The sequence below is a fragment of the Streptomyces sp. NPDC001137 genome (assembly GCF_040298885.1).
Taxonomy (GTDB): Bacteria; Actinomycetota; Actinomycetes; order Streptomycetales; family Streptomycetaceae; genus Streptomyces.
The window spans coordinates 237,915-255,401 of the sequence record NZ_JBEPBA010000006.1 but is presented as its reverse complement, the minus strand read 5'-3'; the positions used below and the strand labels follow the sequence as shown (position 1 = coordinate 255,401).

General features: G+C 70.5%; 13 protein-coding genes and 1 pseudogene. 4 read left to right on the top strand and 10 right to left on the bottom strand.

Annotated elements, in window-relative coordinates; all coding sequences use genetic code 11:
- Window positions 1–86: 86 nt before the first annotated feature.
- Window positions 87–1,109 (bottom strand): oxidoreductase, encoded by a 1,023-nt coding sequence (locus tag ABT254_RS14565; protein WP_351468640.1) that lies wholly within the window; start codon window positions 1,107–1,109, stop codon window positions 87–89.
- A gap of 114 nt (window positions 1,110–1,223) precedes the next feature.
- Between ABT254_RS14565 and ABT254_RS14560 the strand changes: the two genes are divergently transcribed.
- Window positions 1,224–2,132, top strand: coding sequence for an FAD-dependent oxidoreductase (locus ABT254_RS14560; protein WP_502971985.1), 909 nt, complete (start codon window positions 1,224–1,226; stop codon window positions 2,130–2,132).
- A 52-nt stretch (window positions 2,133–2,184) separates the two neighbouring features.
- Here the strand turns inward: ABT254_RS14560 and ABT254_RS14555 are convergent, their stop codons facing one another.
- Complete coding sequence (locus tag ABT254_RS14555) at window positions 2,185–4,134, bottom strand: Xaa-Pro dipeptidyl-peptidase (protein WP_351468634.1); 1,950 nt, start codon at window positions 4,132–4,134, stop codon at window positions 2,185–2,187.
- A 196-nt stretch (window positions 4,135–4,330) separates the two neighbouring features.
- Here ABT254_RS14555 and ABT254_RS14550 point away from each other — a divergent pair, with 196 nt between their 5' ends.
- Window positions 4,331–5,818, top strand: coding sequence for a M1 family metallopeptidase (locus tag ABT254_RS14550; protein ID WP_351468631.1), 1,488 nt, complete (start codon window positions 4,331–4,333; stop codon window positions 5,816–5,818).
- Window positions 5,819–5,911: 93 nt separating this feature from the next.
- Here ABT254_RS14550 and ABT254_RS14545 read toward each other — a convergent pair whose 3' ends face one another.
- The 3 genes and pseudogenes from ABT254_RS14545 to ABT254_RS14535 form a co-directional block, all read right to left on the bottom strand.
- Window positions 5,912–6,820 carry a PfkB family carbohydrate kinase gene (locus tag ABT254_RS14545; protein WP_351468629.1) on the bottom strand — a complete coding sequence of 303 codons (909 nt, stop codon included), beginning with the start codon at window positions 6,818–6,820 and terminating at the stop codon, window positions 5,912–5,914.
- A pseudogene (locus tag ABT254_RS14540) lies at window positions 6,817–6,900 on the bottom strand (Appr-1-p processing protein); the annotation flags it as partial. The pseudogene ABT254_RS14540 and the gene ABT254_RS14545, both read right to left, overlap by 4 nt.
- A 291-nt stretch (window positions 6,901–7,191) precedes the next feature.
- Window positions 7,192–8,658: an amino acid permease gene (locus ABT254_RS14535; protein WP_351468626.1), complete on the bottom strand. Its 1,467-nt coding sequence runs from the start codon at window positions 8,656–8,658 to the stop codon at window positions 7,192–7,194.
- 216 nt (window positions 8,659–8,874) lie between these two features.
- On the opposite strand from ABT254_RS14535, the gene ABT254_RS14530 reads away from it, so the two are divergent.
- On the top strand, window positions 8,875–9,648 hold the full coding sequence (locus ABT254_RS14530) for a MerR family transcriptional regulator (protein WP_351468624.1): 774 nt from the start codon (window positions 8,875–8,877) through the stop codon (window positions 9,646–9,648).
- A 267-nt stretch (window positions 9,649–9,915) separates the two neighbouring features.
- Here ABT254_RS14530 and ABT254_RS14525 read toward each other — a convergent pair whose 3' ends face one another.
- From ABT254_RS14525 to ABT254_RS14505, 5 genes are all read right to left on the bottom strand, one after another.
- Entirely contained in the window at window positions 9,916–12,090 is a 2,175-nt protein-coding gene (locus tag ABT254_RS14525; protein WP_351468622.1) for a 3-hydroxyacyl-CoA dehydrogenase NAD-binding domain-containing protein, read from the bottom strand.
- 50 nt (window positions 12,091–12,140) lie between these two features.
- Window positions 12,141–13,355 (bottom strand): acetyl-CoA C-acetyltransferase, encoded by a 1,215-nt coding sequence (locus tag ABT254_RS14520; protein ID WP_351468619.1) that lies wholly within the window; start codon window positions 13,353–13,355, stop codon window positions 12,141–12,143.
- Between the two features lie 41 nt (window positions 13,356–13,396).
- Window positions 13,397–14,539, bottom strand: a complete 1,143-nt coding sequence (locus ABT254_RS14515; RefSeq protein ID WP_351468616.1) for an acyl-CoA dehydrogenase family protein — start codon at window positions 14,537–14,539, stop codon at window positions 13,397–13,399.
- A complete protein-coding gene (locus tag ABT254_RS14510) occupies window positions 14,536–15,672 on the bottom strand; it encodes a CaiB/BaiF CoA transferase family protein (RefSeq protein WP_351468613.1) in 1,137 nt (378 codons plus the stop codon). The genes ABT254_RS14515 and ABT254_RS14510 overlap by 4 nt, the downstream gene beginning before the upstream one ends.
- Window positions 15,673–15,794: 122 nt before the next feature.
- On the bottom strand, window positions 15,795–16,175 hold the full coding sequence (locus ABT254_RS14505) for an MmcQ/YjbR family DNA-binding protein (RefSeq protein WP_351468611.1): 381 nt from the start codon (window positions 16,173–16,175) through the stop codon (window positions 15,795–15,797).
- Window positions 16,176–16,265: 90 nt separating this feature from the next.
- Between ABT254_RS14505 and ABT254_RS14500 the strand changes: the two genes are divergently transcribed.
- Complete coding sequence (locus ABT254_RS14500) at window positions 16,266–17,444, top strand: saccharopine dehydrogenase family protein (RefSeq protein ID WP_351468608.1); 1,179 nt, start codon at window positions 16,266–16,268, stop codon at window positions 17,442–17,444.
- Window positions 17,445–17,487: the final 43 nt, after the last annotated feature.

Here is a 17,487-nt window from a genome sequence, read left to right as displayed (position 1 = left end):
GCGGGGGAGCGACCAGCCACAACGGGCCCGCAGACGGCTGACGTGAGCTCGCGGCCCTCTCCGCTCGCTGCCTCCGAAGCGGAGCGCTACCGCGCCATCGCCTCCACCAGCACGCTCCCCGCCGTCCGTGCCACCACGAACGACTCGCCCTTCATCGCCTTGGCGTCCAGGGCGATGCGGTGGCTGCCCGGTTCGAGGACGCCGTCGAAGACCTCGTGGGTGTGGGTGCGGTAGAGGCGGTCGAGGCGGTACGCGGTGAGGCGGACCCGGCAGGGTGAGGTGACCTCGACGCCCGCCTCGCCGTCGGCCGCCACCAGGCGGGTCAGACGGCGCTGCTCGGTCGGACTGCGGTCCAGGGCGTGTTCGATCTGGGCCACGAGGAGCGGGACGATCGGGGCGAGGCCCTCGACGTAGACCACGTCGACGCCCGCCCGTTCGAAGGAGCGGCGTACGGCGGTGCGCTCCTCCTGGGAGACGGCGCGGCCGAAGGCGACGGCCCCGTAGGCACGCAGTTCGTCGGCGGGGACGCCGTCGGCGTCATGGGCGATGTCGGCGCCGATGCCGATGGTGCGCAGGGCGGCGGCCAGCTTGGCGAGGACGGCGACCCGCGCGCCGATCAGCAGGACCCGGCGGCGGGCGCCCGGGGACTCGCCGTCGAGGAGGGCGGCCAGCGCCTCGCGGTACTCGGCGCCGTGGAAGCGGAACGGTCCGATGCCGTGGTAGCCGTTGAGTTCGAGGTCGGCGTGTTCGTCGGTCTGCCAGGCGAAGTCCCGCCAGATGTAGTCCTCTCCGTCCTGCTCGATGATCGCGGTGACCGCGCCGCAGGCCAGATCGGCGCATTCGGGGCAGCCGTAGATGACGTAACGGCCGCCCGGAAGCGGTGGGTCCGCCTCCAGGAGGAGGCTGCGGACCTGTTCGGTGAAGATCGCGGGTGGGATGTCGGAGGCGAGCGGGGAGACGGCGTCGAGGTCGGAGAGCTGGAACAGCAGCGGACGTCCGTCGACGATGAAGTCCACGAAGTCCCGGTGCACTTGGTAGTCACCGTTGGCGAGGACTCCACCGGCACGCATCGCCGGTGCCAGGCCGAAGGTCGCGTACTCGGCAGACATGCTGTGAGTATCCCCAGAGTGGGAGCTGTCTGAGCACGGCATGACATATTCCGCTAACGTCCCCGCGTGGAGAGCGTGCGGAACAACGATGTCATCGTGGTGGGCGCCGGGGTCATGGGGCTCACGACGGCCGTCGTCCTCGCGGAGCGCGGTGTACGGGTGCGGGTCTGGACGCGGGATCCCCTGGAGGCGACCACCTCGGCGGCTGCGGGCGCGCTGTGGTGGCCGTACCGGATCGAACCGGTCGCCCGGGCGCGCACCTGGGCACTCCAATCGCTCGATGTGTACGAGGAGTTGGCGACACGGCCCGGGTCGACCGGCGTACGCATGGTCGAAGGAGTACTGGGCGAGGCGGATCTCGACCGGGCCGAGGCATGGGCGGCCGCCCGGGTGCCCGGTCTGCGGGCGTCGACAACCGAGGAGTACACCGGAAGCGGGCTGTGGGCGCGGCTGCCGCTCATCGACATGTCGGCTCATCTGCCGTGGCTGCGGGAGCGGTTGGTGAAGGCGGGTGGGGTGGTCGAGGAGCGCACGGTCGCAGACTTCGCCGAGGTGGACGCGCCGGTGGTCGTCAACTGCACGGGGTTGGGGGCGCGTTCGCTGGTGCCGGATGCGTCCGTGCGGCCCGTGCGCGGGCAGTTGGTGGTGGTGGAGAACCCCGGCATCCGCACCTGGCTCACTTCCACGGACGCGGAGGGGGAGATGACGTACTTCTTTCCTCAGCCCGGGCGGCTGGTGCTGGGCGGTACGGCGGATGAGGACGCCTGGTCGCTGGAGCCAGATCCGGCGGTGGCCTCGGCGATCGTACGGCGGTGTGTCGCTCTGCGGCCGGAGATCGCGGGGGCGCGGGTGCTGGAGCACCGGGTCGGGCTGCGGCCTTCGCGGTTCGCTGCGCGGCTGGAGCGGCAGGTTCTGCCCGGGGGGCGGGTGTTGGTGCACAACTATGGGCATGGTGGGGCGGGTGTGACCGTGGCGTGGGGGTGCGCGGAGGAGGCGGCCGGGTTGGCTTGCCCGGCCGCCTGACGCGCCCCTTAGGAAGCCGCTGCTGAGCCGAAGGGGACTATGCGCACACCGCTCAGCCGATCGGGATGCGATGGGCGGCGCTCGGGTCGCGTACGCCCTTCAGCGTCGTCGCCGCGGGTGCCGTCGCCGTCTTGCCCGAGGTGGCACGCGCGAATGCTGTCGCGCCGCCGACCAGCGGGACGTTGGCCGAGGTGTGGGTCAGGTCCAGGGTGAGGGTCGGTTTGTCGGTCGGGGGGTCGATGAGGTCCTTGTCGGTGCCCGCGATGATCAGGGCGAGGCGGTGGCCGGCCGGGACGACGTGGTCGGTGGCCGCGAGGTCCAGGGTGATGGTGTACGCCTTGCCCGGGGTGAGCGGGACGCCCTTGCGGTCGGAGGCGTAGTTGCCGAGGTCGGCCCAGCCGCGGCTGAACACCGTGTAGTCGACGGCGGTCTTCTTGGCCTCGGTGGCCTTGAAGCAGGCGCTGTCGCCCGCGGTGCTCGCGCCCCAGCAGGTGCGGTCGGTGAGGGTGGTGATGCCCTCTGCCGAGTCGGCGTAGTCACGGATGGTGTCGGGGCCGAGGTCCACGAGGACGGCGGAGAGGTGGGCCGTCTTCGTGGTGGGGGTCGCGGTGACGGTGACCTTGGAGGAGCCCGACAGGCGCAGGTCGTGGGTGAGGGGCTGGGTGACGAAGCCGGCCTTGTCGGGGGTCGACGTGTCGATCTTCGCGGCCCAGTCGGTCTCGCTCAGCTGCGGGTTGTCGGTGAAGGTCTCGGTGCCGGCGCCCTTGGTGAGGCCGAGGGTGCCGACGCCCGCCCGGGTGCCCTGGTCGGGGCGCAGGGTCGTGCTGCGGGTGCCGCTCGGGGGCCAGGACCGCGAGGTCACCCACTGGTCGGGCTGGCGCTCGATGTCGGCCATGGGCTCGCGGTCGATGCCGTTGTCGTAGCCGAGAAGCTCGTGGTCGAACCAGCGGTGCAGGGTGTCGACCCAGGCGCTGCGGCGGAAGTCGAAGGGGTCGACGTGGCCGGTCTGGGAGAGCCAGATCTTGCGCTCGACGCCGTTCTTGGCGAGGGCGTCCCACCACTGGCCGAAGTGCTTGGTGCGGACGTTGAGGTCCTGCATGCCGTGCACGAGGAAGACGCTGGCCCGCACCTTGCTCGCGTTCCTGACGTAGTCGCGCTCGGTCCAGAACGGAGTCCAGTCGCCGGTGCGCGGCGCCCCGTCGACGATCTTCTTCTGGACGGCGGCGCACTTGGCCTGCGCGTCGGGGCTGTCCACGTAGTTCGAGAGCCAGTCGGGGCCGGAGTCGTAGAGCGGGGCGCCCTTGGCGAAGTAGTAGTCGTACCAGGAGGAGATGGCACTGATCGGGACGACGGTCCTGAGGCCCTTGACGCCGGTCGCGGCGACGCCGTTGGCGATCGTGCCGTCCCAGCTCTTGCCGATCATGCCGGTCTTCCCGTTGGTCCAGGTCGCCCTGGCGGTCGTGGTGCCGGTGCGGGTGGTGTACGCCTTGGCCCGGCCGTTCAGCCAGTCGACGACCGCCTTCGCGGACTGGATGTCGCTGCGGCCGCCGACGTCCACGCAGCCGTCGGAGCGGTTGGTGCCGGCGAGGTCGACGCCGACGAAGGCATAGCCGCGGGGCACGAAGTAGTTGTCGTAGAAGAGCGGCATCTGGACGACGTTGCCGTTCGCGTCGTACGTCTTCTTCTGGCTCTCGTTGCCGCGGCCGCAGCAGGAGTAGTAGGGGCTGGCGTCCATGATGACGGGGACCTTGCGGCCCTGCTGGGCGGGTTCGCGGGGGCGGACGATGTCGACGGCGACGCGGTCGGCCTTGCCGTCGCCGTCCCCGTCGAGTCCGGTGTCCACCCATACGGCCTCACGGATGGCGTTGTCGTAGGAGTAGACGGGCTTGCTCTCCCGCGGGGCACTGTGAGCCGCCGCGGGGGTGAGGAACGCTGCCATGAGGGCGGCGACGGCCGCCGCTGCGAGCGGTCTCCAGGTCGTGAAGCGCATGCGTATGGGCATGCGCGGACGGTACAACGGTCAACTCCCGTACAGAAGAGTGCAATCGGACGCCTGTGAGGTCCATGGGGAAGCGGGGGCGATTGCTCATGTCGGCCGAATGGCGATCGTGTGACACGTGGGGCCATGGACATGCCCGGGGACACAGGGACTGAATAGGCTCCGAACAGACCTCGTACTCCTACGACTTGGAGCTTTCGTGCACCGCAGAATCATCACGCCGGGCGCACTCGCTGCCGCGTCCCTGATGCTGGCGATCCCGGCGTCGGCCGCGAGCCACTCCCCCGGCGCACCGGGCATCGGCGACCCCTACTACCCGGCCTACGGCAACGGCGGATACGACGTCTCCCACTACGACCTGCGGCTCCAATACCAGCCCACCACCGACGAGTTGGCGGGCACGGCGACGATTCTGGCGAAGACGACGCAGGACCTTTCCAGCTTCGACCTGGACTTCCTGCTCGACGTCAGCGAGGTGCGGGTCAACGGCGTCAAGGCGTCCTTCGCGACCTCGGGCCAGCACGAGCTGGTGGTGACGCCGAAGACGCCGCTGGCCAAGGGCACGCCGATCACCGTGGTGGTCCGCTACAGCGGAGTGCCGTCCACCAAGAGCGCGTACGGATTCAACACCTGGCACCGCACGCCGGACGGAGCCGTCGCGGCGGACGAGCCCGAGGCGGCCTGGTGGTGGTTCCCGAGCAACGACCATCCGCTCGACAAGGCGACCTACGACGTGTCGGTGGCAGTGCCGGACGGCACCCAGGCCATCTCCAACGGCACGCTGCAGTCGACGAGTTCGAAGCTCGGCTGGACCCGCTACAACTGGCGGGAGAACAAGCCGCAGGCGACCTATCTGGCCACGCTGGCGGTCGGCAAGTTCGACATCACGACCAGCACCTCCGAGGGCGGTGTGCCGGTCGTCAACGCCTACAGCAAGGACCTCGGCGACAACGACGGGGCCGCGCGGGCGAGCGTCGAGCGCACCGGGGAGCTCGTCGACTGGCTGAGCGGCTACTTCGGGCCGTATCCCTTCAGCTCGGCCGGCGGGTACGTGCCCAACACGACCACCGGGTACGCGCTGGAGACGCAGACCCGCGTGTACTACAGCCCGAAGCAGTTCGCGAACGGCGCCAACACCTCGGTGGTCGTGCACGAGCTGGCGCACCAGTGGTACGGCGACAGCGTGTCCCTCAAGGGCTGGAAGGACATCTGGATCAACGAGGGCTTCGCGCGGTACGCGCAGTGGCTGTGGTCGGAGCACGAGGGCGAGGGCACGACGCAGCAGCTCGCCGACTACGTGTACGCCTCGCACCCCGCGGACGACGCGTTCTGGAAGGTCAAGCCGGGCGACCCCGGTCCTGACAACCAGTTCGACATCGCTGTCTACGACCGGGGGGCGCTGGCGGTGCAGACGCTGCGGAACGCGGTCGGCGACGATGCGTTCTTCGCCATTCTGAAGGGGTGGCCGCAGACGCACGCGTACGGCAACGCTTCTGTCGCCGACTTCCAGGCCTACGCCGAGCAGGTGTCGGGGAAGTCGCTGGCGTCGTTGTTCGACACGTGGCTGTTCCAGCCGAGCAAGCCTGCGGCCTCGGCGGCGAAGGGACTCGCTGTTGCCAAGTCGGCGGCTGCTCCGGTGCGGCCGAAGTCCTGGAAGAAGATCGAAGCGACGAACGACGTCCACTGAGGATCTGCCGGGTTCGGTGGTGCGGGGACCTCGGAACGGATGTGGCTGATCGCGCCCCGCGGCGGAGCCGCTGATGTCACAGCCCCCGGCCCCTTATAGGCCCGCTGCACTCACCGCTTCCAGGAGTTCCTCTCGGCTCATTGCCTCCGTCTCCGTCGAAGGGATCGTGCAGGCGTGGGCGCCGGCGATGCTGCCGTACAGGGCGCAGCGCTGTGGGGTTTCGCGGTTCAGCCAGCCGTGGAGGAAGGCCGCGGCGAACGCGTCGCCCGCGCCGTTGGAGTCCACCACCGGGGCGGGCGGTGCGACGGGCGGTACGTGGGTCAGCTCTTCGTCGGCCAGGACGTACGCGCCCTTCGCGCCGGCCGTGGCGACGACCACCTGTGCCCGGCCCCGGTCGGCGATCCGGCGCATCGTGCGCTCGGGGTCGGACAGCGCGGCAGCGGACAGGAAGACGACGTCCGCGGCTTGCGCGAACGGCTCGTGGTACGGGTTCTTCCCGTCCCAGTCGTGCAGGTCGGTGGAGATGGTGGCGCCCGACTCGCGCAGGAGTGGCAGCGCGTCGGCGCAGGGCTGGGTGATGGCGACGTGCGCGTGGCGGCTCGCCGCCGCCAGGGTGCGCACCGTGTCCTGCGGGAAGCGGTCCTCGCCCTGTGTGCGGCTCACGTCGTACAGCGAGAGGCGCCTGCCGTCGGGGCCGACCAGGTTGACCGCGCGCTTGGTGCCTGCGAGGTGGGGGACGGCGGTGAGCGCGATGCCGTGGTCCCGGTGCAGGGCGCGGACGAGCTCGCCCTCGGGGTCGTCACCGAGCATGTCGAGGTGGTGGACGCGCAGGCCGAGGGCTGCGAGCCCCAGGGCCACGAAGTCGCCGGTCTGTCCGGCGCGAGTGCGGATCCCGGACTCGATCATGTAGCTGTCGGCGTACGGCAACGGAAGCTCCGGCACATACACGATGGTGTCCACGCCGGCGCCGCCCAGCACGAGGACGTCGGTTTCACGGCTCACTGGCCCTCCCCATGGTCGTAGACGGTGAGCTCGATGTCCCGCTTCACGAGCCGCTCGGTGATCAGCGGTTCGACCCGGGACATTCACCTCCGGCAGTGCGCGCGGACGCTCTGCCGGGTTGGCAGGCTATATCGCCGTGGGCCCACCGGACGTTCGGACAGCCGCAGGTTGGTGGGTGGGGCTGGTCGCGCCCCGCGGCGGAACCGCTGATGTCACAGCCCCGCGCCCCTTCAGGGCGCATCCCTGACCGTACGCCGGCTCCGGATCCGGCCAGTGGCGCAATCCGGACGAACGGTGGCGTCACCCCGGACATGGATGATCTCCGACATGACGCCACCGTAGGCGATGCCACTGACAGTGGCCCTGGCCTGCTACTTCGTCAGTTCGGTCAGTTCCCGGTCGCCGTTCCGTACGACCCTGCGGCGGACCGCGAACCAGCCGGCGACCAGCATGGCGGCGATCACCGGGATCAGGAGGAGGGTCTTGCGGCCGACCTCGGGGTCGTTCCACATCAGGGCGAGCACGGCGAGCAGGAAGGCGATCGTGGTGATCTCCGTGACCGGGCTGCCGGGCAGGCGGAAGGACGGGCGGGTGACCAGGCCCGCCTTGGCGCGGCGGACGAAGACCAGGTGGCAGATCATGATGATCACCCAGGTCGAGACGATGCCGAGGGAGGCCACGTTCAGCACGATCTCGAAGGCCTGGCTCGGCATGAGGTAGTTGAGGCCGACGCCGAGCACGCACACCGCGCAGGTGAGCAGGATGCCGCCGTAGGGGACCTGGCTGCGGTTCATGCGCGCCGTGAACCTGGGCGCCGAGCCCGCCGTCGCCATCGAGCGCAGAATGCGGCCCGTCGAGTACAGGCCCGAGTTCAGCGAGGACATCGCGGCCGTCAGGACCACCAGGTTCATCACGTCGCCCGCCGCCGGGATGCCGATCTTCGACAGGACCGTGACGAAGGGGCTTTCGTCCGCCGAGTACACCGAACCCGGCAGCAGCAGGGCCAGCAGGACGACCGAGCCGACGTAGAAGAGACCCACCCGCCACATGATGGAGTTCACCGCGCGCGGGACGACCTTCTCCGGCTCGGCGGTCTCGCCCGCGGCGACGCCGACCAGTTCCAGCGCGGCGTACGCGAAGATCACGCCCTGCATGACGAGGACGACCGGCATCACGCCGTGCGGGAAGACGCCGCCGTGGTCGGCGATCACGGACAGGCCCGGGGTCCGGCCGCCGACCTCGTGCCGGGTGGCCAGCAGGAAGATGCCGATCAGCATGAAGCCGACGAGTGTGGCCACCTTGATGATCGCGAACCAGAACTCCATCTCGCCGAAGATCTTCACCGAGATCAGGTTCACGGCGAGAACGACGGCCAGCGCGATCAGGGCGAGCGCCCACTGCGGGATGCTCGTGAACATGCTCCAGTAGTGCGTGTACAGCGCGATCGCCGTGATGTCGGCGATTCCCGTCGTCGACCAGTTCAGGAAGTACATCCAGCCGGCGACGTACGCACCCTTCTCACCGAGGAACTCGCGCGCGTACGACACGAAGGAACCGGAGGACGGGCGGTACAGGACCAGCTCGCCCAGCGCCCGCACCACGAAGAAGGCGAAGATCCCGCACACCAGATAGGCGAGCGCGAGGGCCGGGCCCGCGTTGTGCAGGCGCCCGCCCGCGCCCAGGAAGAGGCCGGTGCCGATGGCGCCGCCGATGGCGATCATGTTGACGTGGCGAGCCTTGAGGTCCTTGCTGTAGCCGGCGTCGCCCGCGTCCGCTGGCGCCTGGGCCGCGTCGGTCCGGGTGACGGCCTGTGCCGTGTCCACGGCGTCCTTGCTCACAGTGGTTCCACTCTCTGGTGCGCACGAGCGGGTCGCGCTCGGGTGTCCGGACGTACTCGGTCGGCGCGTTCGGTGGGGCGCGGACCAACGCGGCACCTTCCCCCAGGGGGCGGCGCGCATGCGATGGCGTAGATCACACAGCGGTACTTCTCACAAGCCTCACGGGCCACTCGTACCGGGTTTCGCAGTACTGGTGTGACAGCGATACTGCTGCACATGACGACCGACACCGACGCCGACAGCGAGACCGCGGAGCCGACGCTCACGATCGACGAACTGGCCGCGCGGGCCGGCGTCACGGTCCGCACGGTCCGCTTCTACGGCACCAAGGGTCTGCTGCCGCCGCCGGTGATCGGTCCGCGCAGGGTCGGCCACTACGGGCAGCAGCACGTGGCCCGGCTGGCGCTCATCGAGGAACTGCAGTACCAGGGCATGACGCTGGCGGCGATCGAGCGCTACATGGCGCAGCTGCCGCCCGGCCTCAGCCACCATGACCTGGCGATCCACCGGGCCGTGGTGGCGTCCTGGGCGCCGGACACCGTGGAGACCGTGAGCGCGGCCGAGCTGCGGCGCCGGGCGGGGCGGCCGCTGACCGAGGACGAGGTCGAGCGGCTGTGCGCCATGAACGTGATACGGCGCGACGGGGACTCGTACCGCGTCGACTCGGGCCTGCTCCGGCTCGCCGTGCAGCTCCTCGACGTACCGCTGTCCGAGGAGGCGATCCTCGCGGCGCGCAGGGTGCTGATCGAGCACTCGCGGGCCGCCGCGCACGAGCTGTCGCAGCTGTTCCGGGGCGAGGTGTCCCAGCGGGCGGAACAGGACGTGAAGTCGCTGTCGGCGCACATGCAGCCCATCGTGGTACAGGCGCTGCTGACGACCTTCCAGCGGTCGCTGAAGGAGGAGGTGCACCAGTGGCTCGACACCTCGCTCGGCCTCTCGGAGGAAGGCGTCTCGGAGCAAGCCGTCTCAGAGGAAGGCCGACCCTCCTGACACGATGAGCGTCTGCCCGGTCGTGGACCCGCTGCCCTCGTCCACCGCGTAGGCAAGGGTGTCCTGGGGGCTGCGCCCCCAGACCCCCGCTTTCGGCCTGAACGGCCTCGTCCTCAAACGCCGGACGGGCTGAAAAGCCAAACCCCGGCCGGCGAAACTCAGCCCCTCCGGCGTTTGAGGAGCGGGGGTCGGGGGGCCGGCCCCCGGGTCGGGACGGGAAGGGGCGGCGGGGGCGAAACACCCTCCGCACGCCCTCCGCCGCGAGGTTCACGCGTCCGTGAACCGCTCCCCCTTCTCCGCCTTCTCCACCAGCAGCGCAGGCGGCGCGAACCGCTCCCCGTACCGGTCCGCCAGCTCACGCGCGCGTGCCACGAAGCCCGGCAGCCCGCCCTCGTAGCCGTTGATGTACTGCAGGACGCCGCCCGTCCAGCCGGGGAACCCGATCCCGAAGATGGAGCCGATGTTCGCGTCGGCCACCGACGTGAGCACCCCCTCCTCGAGCAGCTTCACCGTGTCGAGCGCCTCGGAGAAGAGCATCCGCTCCTGCATGTCCCGGAACGGGATCTCGTGGCCGGGCTTGGTGAAGTGCTCGCGCAGCCCGGGCCACAGCCCCACCCGCTTGCCCGCCTCGTCGTAGTCGTAGAAGCCCGCTCCCCCGCTGCGCCCCGTGCGCCCGAACTCGTCGACCATGCGGTCGATGACCGCCTCGGCCGGGTGCGTCGGCCAGGTGCCGCCCGCCTCCTCCACGGCCCGCTTCGACTCGTTGCGGATCTTCCGCGGGAGTGTGAGCGTCAGCTCGTCCATCAGGGAGAGGACCTTCGCCGGGTAGCCCGCCTGCGCCGCCGCCTGCTCGACGGACGCGGGCTCGATGCCCTCGCCGACCATCGCGACGCCCTCGTTGATGAAGTGGCCGATGACGCGGGAGGTGAAGAAGCCGCGGGAGTCGTTGACGACGATCGGGGTCTTCTTGATCTGGCGGACCAGGTCGAAGGCGCGGGCGAGGGCCTCCTCGCCGGTCCGCTCACCCTTGATGATCTCCACCAGCGGCATCTTGTCCACGGGTGAGAAGAAGTGCAGACCGATGAAGTCCGACTGGCGCTCCACTCCCTCGGCCAGCGCGGTGATCGGCAGGGTCGAGGTGTTGGAGCACAGCAGCGCGTCCGGTTCGACGATGTGCTGGATCTCCTGGAAGACCTTGTGCTTGAGCTCGGGGTTCTCGAACACGGCCTCGATGACCGCGTCGCAGCCCGCCACGTCCTGCGGGTCGGCGGTCGGCGTGATGCGGGCCAGCAGCGCGTCCGCCTTCTCCTGCGTCGTACGGCCCCGGGAGACCGCCTTCGCGCACAGCTTCTCGGAGTAGCCCTTGCCCTTGACGGCCGCCTCGAGCGACACGTCCTTCAGGACCACCTCGATGCCCGCGCGGGCGCACGAGTACGCGATGCCCGCGCCCATCATCCCGGCGCCGAGGACGGCGACCTTGCGGACCGGACGCGGCTCGATGCCCTTGGGGCGGTTGGCGCCGGAGTTGACGGCCTGGAGGTCGAAGAAGAAGGCCTGGATCATGTTCTTGGACGTCTGGCCGGCGGCCAGCTCCACGAAGTAGCGCGCCTCGATGATCTGCGCCGTCTCGAAGTCGACCTGGGAGCCCTCGACGGCCGCGGCGAGGATGTTGCGCGGCGCCGGATAGGGCGCGCCATTGGTCTGCTTGCGCAGGCTGGCCGGGAAGGCGGGCAGGTTGGCCGCGAACTTGGGGTTGGCGGGGGTACCGCCGGGGATGCGGTAGCCGGGCCTGTCCCAGGGCTGCTGCGACTCGGGGTTGGCGTCGATGAAGGCGCGGGCCTTGGCGAGCAGTTCGTCCTGGGTGGCGGCCACGTCGTCGATCAGGCCGTTCTCCAGGGCGCGCTGCGCGTTGTACTGGGTGCCCTGCAACAGCACCTTCAGCAGCGCGTCGGCGATGCCCAGCAGGCGTACGGTGCGCACGACGCCACCGCCGCCGGGCAGCAGGCCGAGGGTGACCTCCGGGCAGCCGATCTTCGTGCCGGAGGTGTCGAGGGCGACCCGGTGGTGGCAGGCGAGCGCGAGCTCGTAACCGCCGCCCAGGGCCGCGCCGTTGATCGCGGCGACGACCGGCTTGCCGAGGGTCTCGATGCGGCGCAGGTTGCGCTTGATCGCCATCCCGCCGTCGAAGAGGTCCTGCGCTGTCTCGGGGGTGACCCGGATGAGGTCGCGCAGGTCGCCGCCGGCGAAGAAGGTCTTCTTGGCGGAGGTGAGGATGATGCCGCGGATGGAGTCCTTCTCGGCCTCCAGGCGGTCGGTGATCACGGCCAGGGAGTCGCGGAACGCCTGGTTCATGGTGTTCGCGGACTGGTTCGGGTCGTCCAGGACGAGGGTGACGACGCCGGTGCGGTCCTGTTCCCAGCGGATGGTGGTGCTCTGCGTCATGACGGGGGTCTCCGTAGAAGTCTCTGAAGTCGCTTGGTTCCGCCGGGGGTTCAGATGCGCTCGACGATGGTGGCGATGCCCATGCCGCCGCCGACGCAGAGGGTCGCGAGGCCGTAGCGCTTGTCCTGGCGCTCCAGTTCGTCGACGAGGCTGCCGAGGATCATCGCGCCGGTCGCGCCGAGCGGGTGGCCGAGGGCGATCGCGCCGCCGTTGACGTTGACCTTGTCCAGGGACAGGCCCATGTCCTTCACGAAGCGCAGGACGACCGCCGCGAACGCCTCGTTGATCTCGACGAGGTCGATGTCGTCGATGGTCAGACCTGCCTTGGCGAGCGCCTTGCGGGTGGCGGGGGCGGGGCCGGTGAGCATGATGGTCGGCTCGGAGCCGGAGACGGCGGCGGAGACGATCCGCGCGCGCGGGCGCAGTCCGTACCGCTCCCCCACCTCCTTCGAACCGATCGCGACCAGCGAGGCGCCGTCGACGATGCCGGAGGAGTTGCCCGCATGGTGGACGTGGTCGATCTTCTCGACCCAGTGGTACTTCTGCAGGGCCACCGCGTCGAAGCCGCCCAGCTCGCCGATGTCCGCGAAGGACGGCTTCAGCTTGGCGAGGGAGTCGGCGGTGGTGCCCGGGCGCAGATGCTCGTCGTGGTCGAGGACCGTCAGACCGCTGCGGTCCTTCACCGGGACGACGGAGCGGTCGAAGCGGCCTTCCTTCCACGCCGTGGCCGCCCGCTCCTGCGAGAGCGCCGCGTACTCGTCGACGTCCCGCCGCGAGAATCCCTCGATGGTGGCGATCAGGTCGGCGCCGATGCCCTGCGGCACGAAGTTGACGGCGAGGTTGGTCATCGGGTCGTTGAACCAGGCGCCGCCGTCGGAGGCCATCGGCACCCGCGACATGGACTCGACACCGCCCGCGAGGACCAGATCCTCCCAGCCGGAACGGACCTTGGCGGCGGCCATGTTGACGGCCTCAAGACCGGACGCACAGAAGCGGTTCTCCTGTACGCCGGCGACCGTGTCCGGGAGGCCCGCGGCGACGGCGGCGATGCGGGCGATGTCGGAGCCCTGGTCGCCTACCGGGCCGACGACGCCCAGCACGATGTCGTCGATGGCCGCCGGGTCGAGGCCCGGGAAGCGGCTCTGGATCTCGTGGATGAGTCCGACGACCAGGTCGATGGGCTTGGTGCCGTGCAAGGAGCCGTTCGCCTTGCCGCGGCCGCGCGGGGTGCGGATCGCGTCGTACACGTACGCTTCGGTGCTCACTGGAAGGCCTTTCGGGGTGAGGGTGGGCCGGGCGATGAGCTTCAGCCCAGCAGGGAACGGCCGATGATCTCCTTCATGATCTCGGTGGTTCCGCCGTAGATGGTCTGGATACGGCCGTCGGTGAAGGCCCGGGCGACCGGGTACTCGGTCATGTAGCCGTAGCCGCCGTGCAGTTGGAGGCAGCGGTCGGCGACGCGCTTCTGCAGCTCGGTCGCCCACCACTTGGCCATGGAGGCGTCCACGGCGTCGAGCCGGCCGTCAGAGTGCTCCTGGACACAGCGGTCGAGGAACGCGCGCGTGACGGCGCACTCGGTGGCCATCTCGGCCATCTCGAAGCGGATGTGCTGCTTGGTGGCGAGCGGCCGGCCGAAGGCCTCGCGCTCCTTGACGTACTCGGTGGTGATCTCCAGCAGGTGCTCGGCGGCCGCGATCGCGGCGACGGCGATGCTGAGGCGCTCCTGGGCGAGGTTGGTCATCAGATGGCCGAAGGCGCCGCCCAGCGTGCCGAGCAGGTTCTCCTTGGGCACGCGCACGTCGGTGAAGAACAGTTCGGCCGTGTCCTGCGCCTTCTGGCCGATCTTGTCGAGGTTGCGGCCGCGCTCGAAGCCCTCCGCGCCGCGTTCGACGACGAGCAGCGACAGTCCGTGCGCGCCGCCCTCCGGGGTGGTCCTCGCGACGACGATCACCAGGTCGGCGAGGATCCCGTTGGAGATGAACGTCTTGGCGCCGTTCAGCAGCCAGTGGTCGCCCCGGTCCTCGGCGTGCGTACGGATGCCCTGGAGGTCGGAGCCCGCGCCCGGCTCGGTCATGGCGATGGCGGTGATGATCGACCCGTCGCAGAAGCCGGGCAGCCAGCGGCGCTTCTGCTCCTCGGTGGCGAGGCCGGTGAGATACGGGCCGATGACGTCGTTGTGCAGGCCGAGGGCGAGCCCGGGAGCACCCGCGCGGGTGAACTCCTCGGCGAGTACGGTCGCGTAGCGGAAGTCGGAGGTGCCGCCGCCTCCGTACTCCTCGGGCACGGCGAGTCCGAGCAGGCCCTGCTTGCCGGCCGCCCGCCAGGCGTCGCGGGAGACGATGCCGTCCTTCTCCCACTGCTCGTAGTACGGCAGCACCTCCCTGGCCAGGAAGGCACGCACGGTCGCGCGGAACGCGTCGTGCTCCGGGGCGAAGATCTGCCGTTTCATTCGGTGCCCTTCAGGAGGTCGGGTACGTCCCAGTCGCGTGCCACGCCGGCGGTGTCGGCGCCGGGCTGCGCGGGGCCGGTGCGTACGGCCGTGGGGGTGGCGGAGAAGCGGGGGGCGGGGGCGGGCTGGGTGATGCCGCCGTGGTCGGTGAAGGTGCCGCGCGCGGCGAGGTGCGGGTGGTGCGGTGCCTCGCGCAGGGACAGCACGGGCGCCACGCACGCGTCGGATCCCTCGAAGGCGGCTGTCCACTCGTCCCGGGTGCGGGATTTGAAGCCGGTCGCGACCGCCTCGCGCAGTTCGCCCCAGCGGGTCCAGTCCTTGCGGGCGTCGGCGTGCTCCGGGATGCCGAGGACGCGCACGAACTCGTCGTAGAACTGCGGTTCCAGGGCGCCGACCGCCATGTACTTGCCGTCGGCCGTCTCGTAGGTGCCGTAGTACGGGCAGCCGCCGTCCAGGAGGTTGGCCCCGCGGCGGTCCTGCCAGCCGCCGGCGGCGAGCATGCCGTGGATCATCGCGGCGAGATGGGAGGTGCCGTCGACGATGGCGGCGTCGACGACCTGGCCGGGGCCGCCCGCGCGCGCGTGGTGGAGGGCGGCGAGGACGCCGACGACCAGGTAGAGGGAGCCGCCCGCGTAGTCGCCGAGGAGGTTGGCGGGGACGGCCGGGGGCTCGTCCGGGCTGCCGATCATCCCGAGGGTGCCGGTGAGGGCGATGTACGCGATGTCGTGACCGGCGCGGTGCGCGAGGGGGCCCTGCTGGCCCCAGCCGGTCATCCGGCCGTAGACGAGTGTCGGGTTGCGGGCGTGGCAGGCCTCGGGGCCGACTCCGAGGCGTTCGGCCACTCCCGGGCGGTAGCCCTCGATGAGGATGTCGGCGCGCGCGGCGAGGTCGAGGACGCGCTCGGGGCCGTCCGCGGACTTCAGGTCGACGATCACCGAGCGCTTGTTGCGGTTGGTGATGTCGTACTCCGTGTTGATCGCGAGCCCGACACCGCCGGGGCGGTCGACACGGACGACGTCGGCGCCCAGGTCGGCGAGGAGCATGGCGGCGAACGGGCCGGGCCCGATACCGGCCAGTTCGACCACGCGCACACCGGAAAGCGGGCCGTGTCCAGGCGCCTTTGCCTCTGCCATGCAGTCCCCAGGGGTTGTGACACAACTGCTGTAACACTAGTGATGTTAGGAACACGTTCCAGCGGACACAAGACCCGGGAGAGCAAGCGCTTAGCCAAGTCGTGCCGCAGGAGGCATGCGGATCAGCGTGCGTCCAGGTCGGCTATCAGCCGTTTCGGTGCGATCACCCGGTAGCTCTCCTCCACCCAGTCGCACAGCAGATCCGCCGCCGGGGCACCCTGCTCCGCAAGCGGGATGCGGACCCAGCCGGCCCTGCCCAGCCCGTACCCGGCGGGTTCCGCGCCCGGCGAGGTCAGGGCATGCGCGTGGGCGGCCTCGTCCCTGAGCTTCACCGTGACGCCCGGCGGATGGCTGCCGTCGTCCACGCCCAGGAACACGAAGACCTTCCTGTTGACCTTCGCCACGGTCTCGCCCCACGGGTGCTCCTCGACGGCGCCCGGCAGCCCGAGGGCGAATTCACGCACCTTCTCCCACTTCTTCAGGGCGCTTTCGGGCACGGTCACCGCTTACCTCCGGGCTCGTCGTCGGGCTCCGCACTCTTCACGCTAGCCTCGGCCACCGACAACGGCGCGTGCTGCAGACCGAGGGGTGTCATGAGCAGGCTGAACAGGACGGACCGTCCGTACGACATCGTGCTCTTCGGAGCCACGGGCTTCGTCGGGACGCTCACCGCGGAGTACCTCGCCGCGCATGCGCCCGACGACCTGCGCTGGGCGATCGCGGGCCGCAGCGAGCAGAAGCTGGAGCGGCTGCGCGAGCGGCTGCCCGGCAACGGGAAGGTCGGGCTGCTGCGGGCGGACGTGGCCGACCCGGTGTCGCTGCGCGCACTCGCGGAGCACGCGCGCGTGGTGGCCACGACGGTGGGACCGTATGTGACGTACGGCGAGGAGCTGGTCGCCGCCTGCGCGGACAGCGGTGCGGACTATCTCGATCTCACCGGTGAGCCCGAGTTCGTGGACCTCATGTACGTCCGCCACGATGCACGCGCGCGTGAGACCGGTGCGCGGCTGGTGCACGCCTGCGGGTTCGACTCGATCCCCCACGACCTGGGCGCGTACTTCACCGTGCGGCAGCTGCCGGAGGGGGTGCCGCTGACGGTGGACGGGTTCGTGACGGCCGACGCCACGTTCTCCGGCGGGACGTTCGCCTCGGCGCTGAACCAGTTCTCGCGGGTGCGGCCGATGCTGGCTGCCGAGCGTGACCGCAGGCGGCACGAGCCGCGCCTGGTGGGACGGCGGGCCGCGGCGCCCACGGGTGCACCGCGGTTCGCGAAGGAGGTCGGCGCGTGGGCGCTGCCGCTGCCGACCATCGACGCGCAGATCGTGGGCCGCTCCGCGAAGGCCCTGGAGCGCTACGGCCCCGACTTCCGCTACCGCCACTACGCGGCGGTACGGCATCTGCCCGTCGCCGTGGGCGGGATCGCGGCCGTCGGCGGTCTCTTCGCGGCCGCCCAACTGCCGCCCGCGCGACGCTGGTTGTCCGGCCGGCTGAGGCCCGGCGAGGGGCCGAGCGCCGAGAAGCGGGCGAAGAGCTGGTTCAAGGTCCGCTTCGTGGGCGAGGGCGGCGGCCGGCAGGTGCTCACGGAGGTGGCGGGCGGAGACCCCGGCTACGACGAGACGGCGAAGATGTTCGCCGAGTCGGCGCTGTCGCTGGCCTTCGACGACCTGCCGCCGACGGCCGGCCAGGTCACCACGGCGGTCGCCATGGGCGACGCGCTCACGGAACGCCTGCGGCGGGCGGGGATCACCTTCAGGGTGGCGTCCAGCCGGTGAATCGGCAGTCCTCGAGGCGCAAGCGCGACCGACGCGCCTGATC

Bases quoted from the DNA above. Each gene is read 5' to 3' on its own strand.
- ABT254_RS14565 (WP_351468640.1), bottom strand. From the start codon at position 1,109: ATGTCTGCCGAGTACGCGACCTTCGGCCTGGCACCGGCGATGCGTGCC.
- ABT254_RS14560 (WP_502971985.1), top strand. From the start codon at position 1,224: ATGGGGCTCACGACGGCCGTCGTCCTCGCGGAGCGCGGTGTACGGGTG.
- ABT254_RS14555 (WP_351468634.1), bottom strand. From the start codon at position 4,134: ATGCCCATACGCATGCGCTTCACGACCTGGAGACCGCTCGCAGCGGCG.
- ABT254_RS14530 (WP_351468624.1), top strand. From the start codon at position 8,875: ATGACGACCGACACCGACGCCGACAGCGAGACCGCGGAGCCGACGCTC.
- ABT254_RS14525 (WP_351468622.1), bottom strand. From the start codon at position 12,090: ATGACGCAGAGCACCACCATCCGCTGGGAACAGGACCGCACCGGCGTC.
- ABT254_RS14515 (WP_351468616.1), bottom strand. From the start codon at position 14,539: ATGAAACGGCAGATCTTCGCCCCGGAGCACGACGCGTTCCGCGCGACC.
- ABT254_RS14510 (WP_351468613.1), bottom strand. From the start codon at position 15,672: ATGGCAGAGGCAAAGGCGCCTGGACACGGCCCGCTTTCCGGTGTGCGC.
- ABT254_RS14500 (WP_351468608.1), top strand. From the start codon at position 16,266: ATGAGCAGGCTGAACAGGACGGACCGTCCGTACGACATCGTGCTCTTC.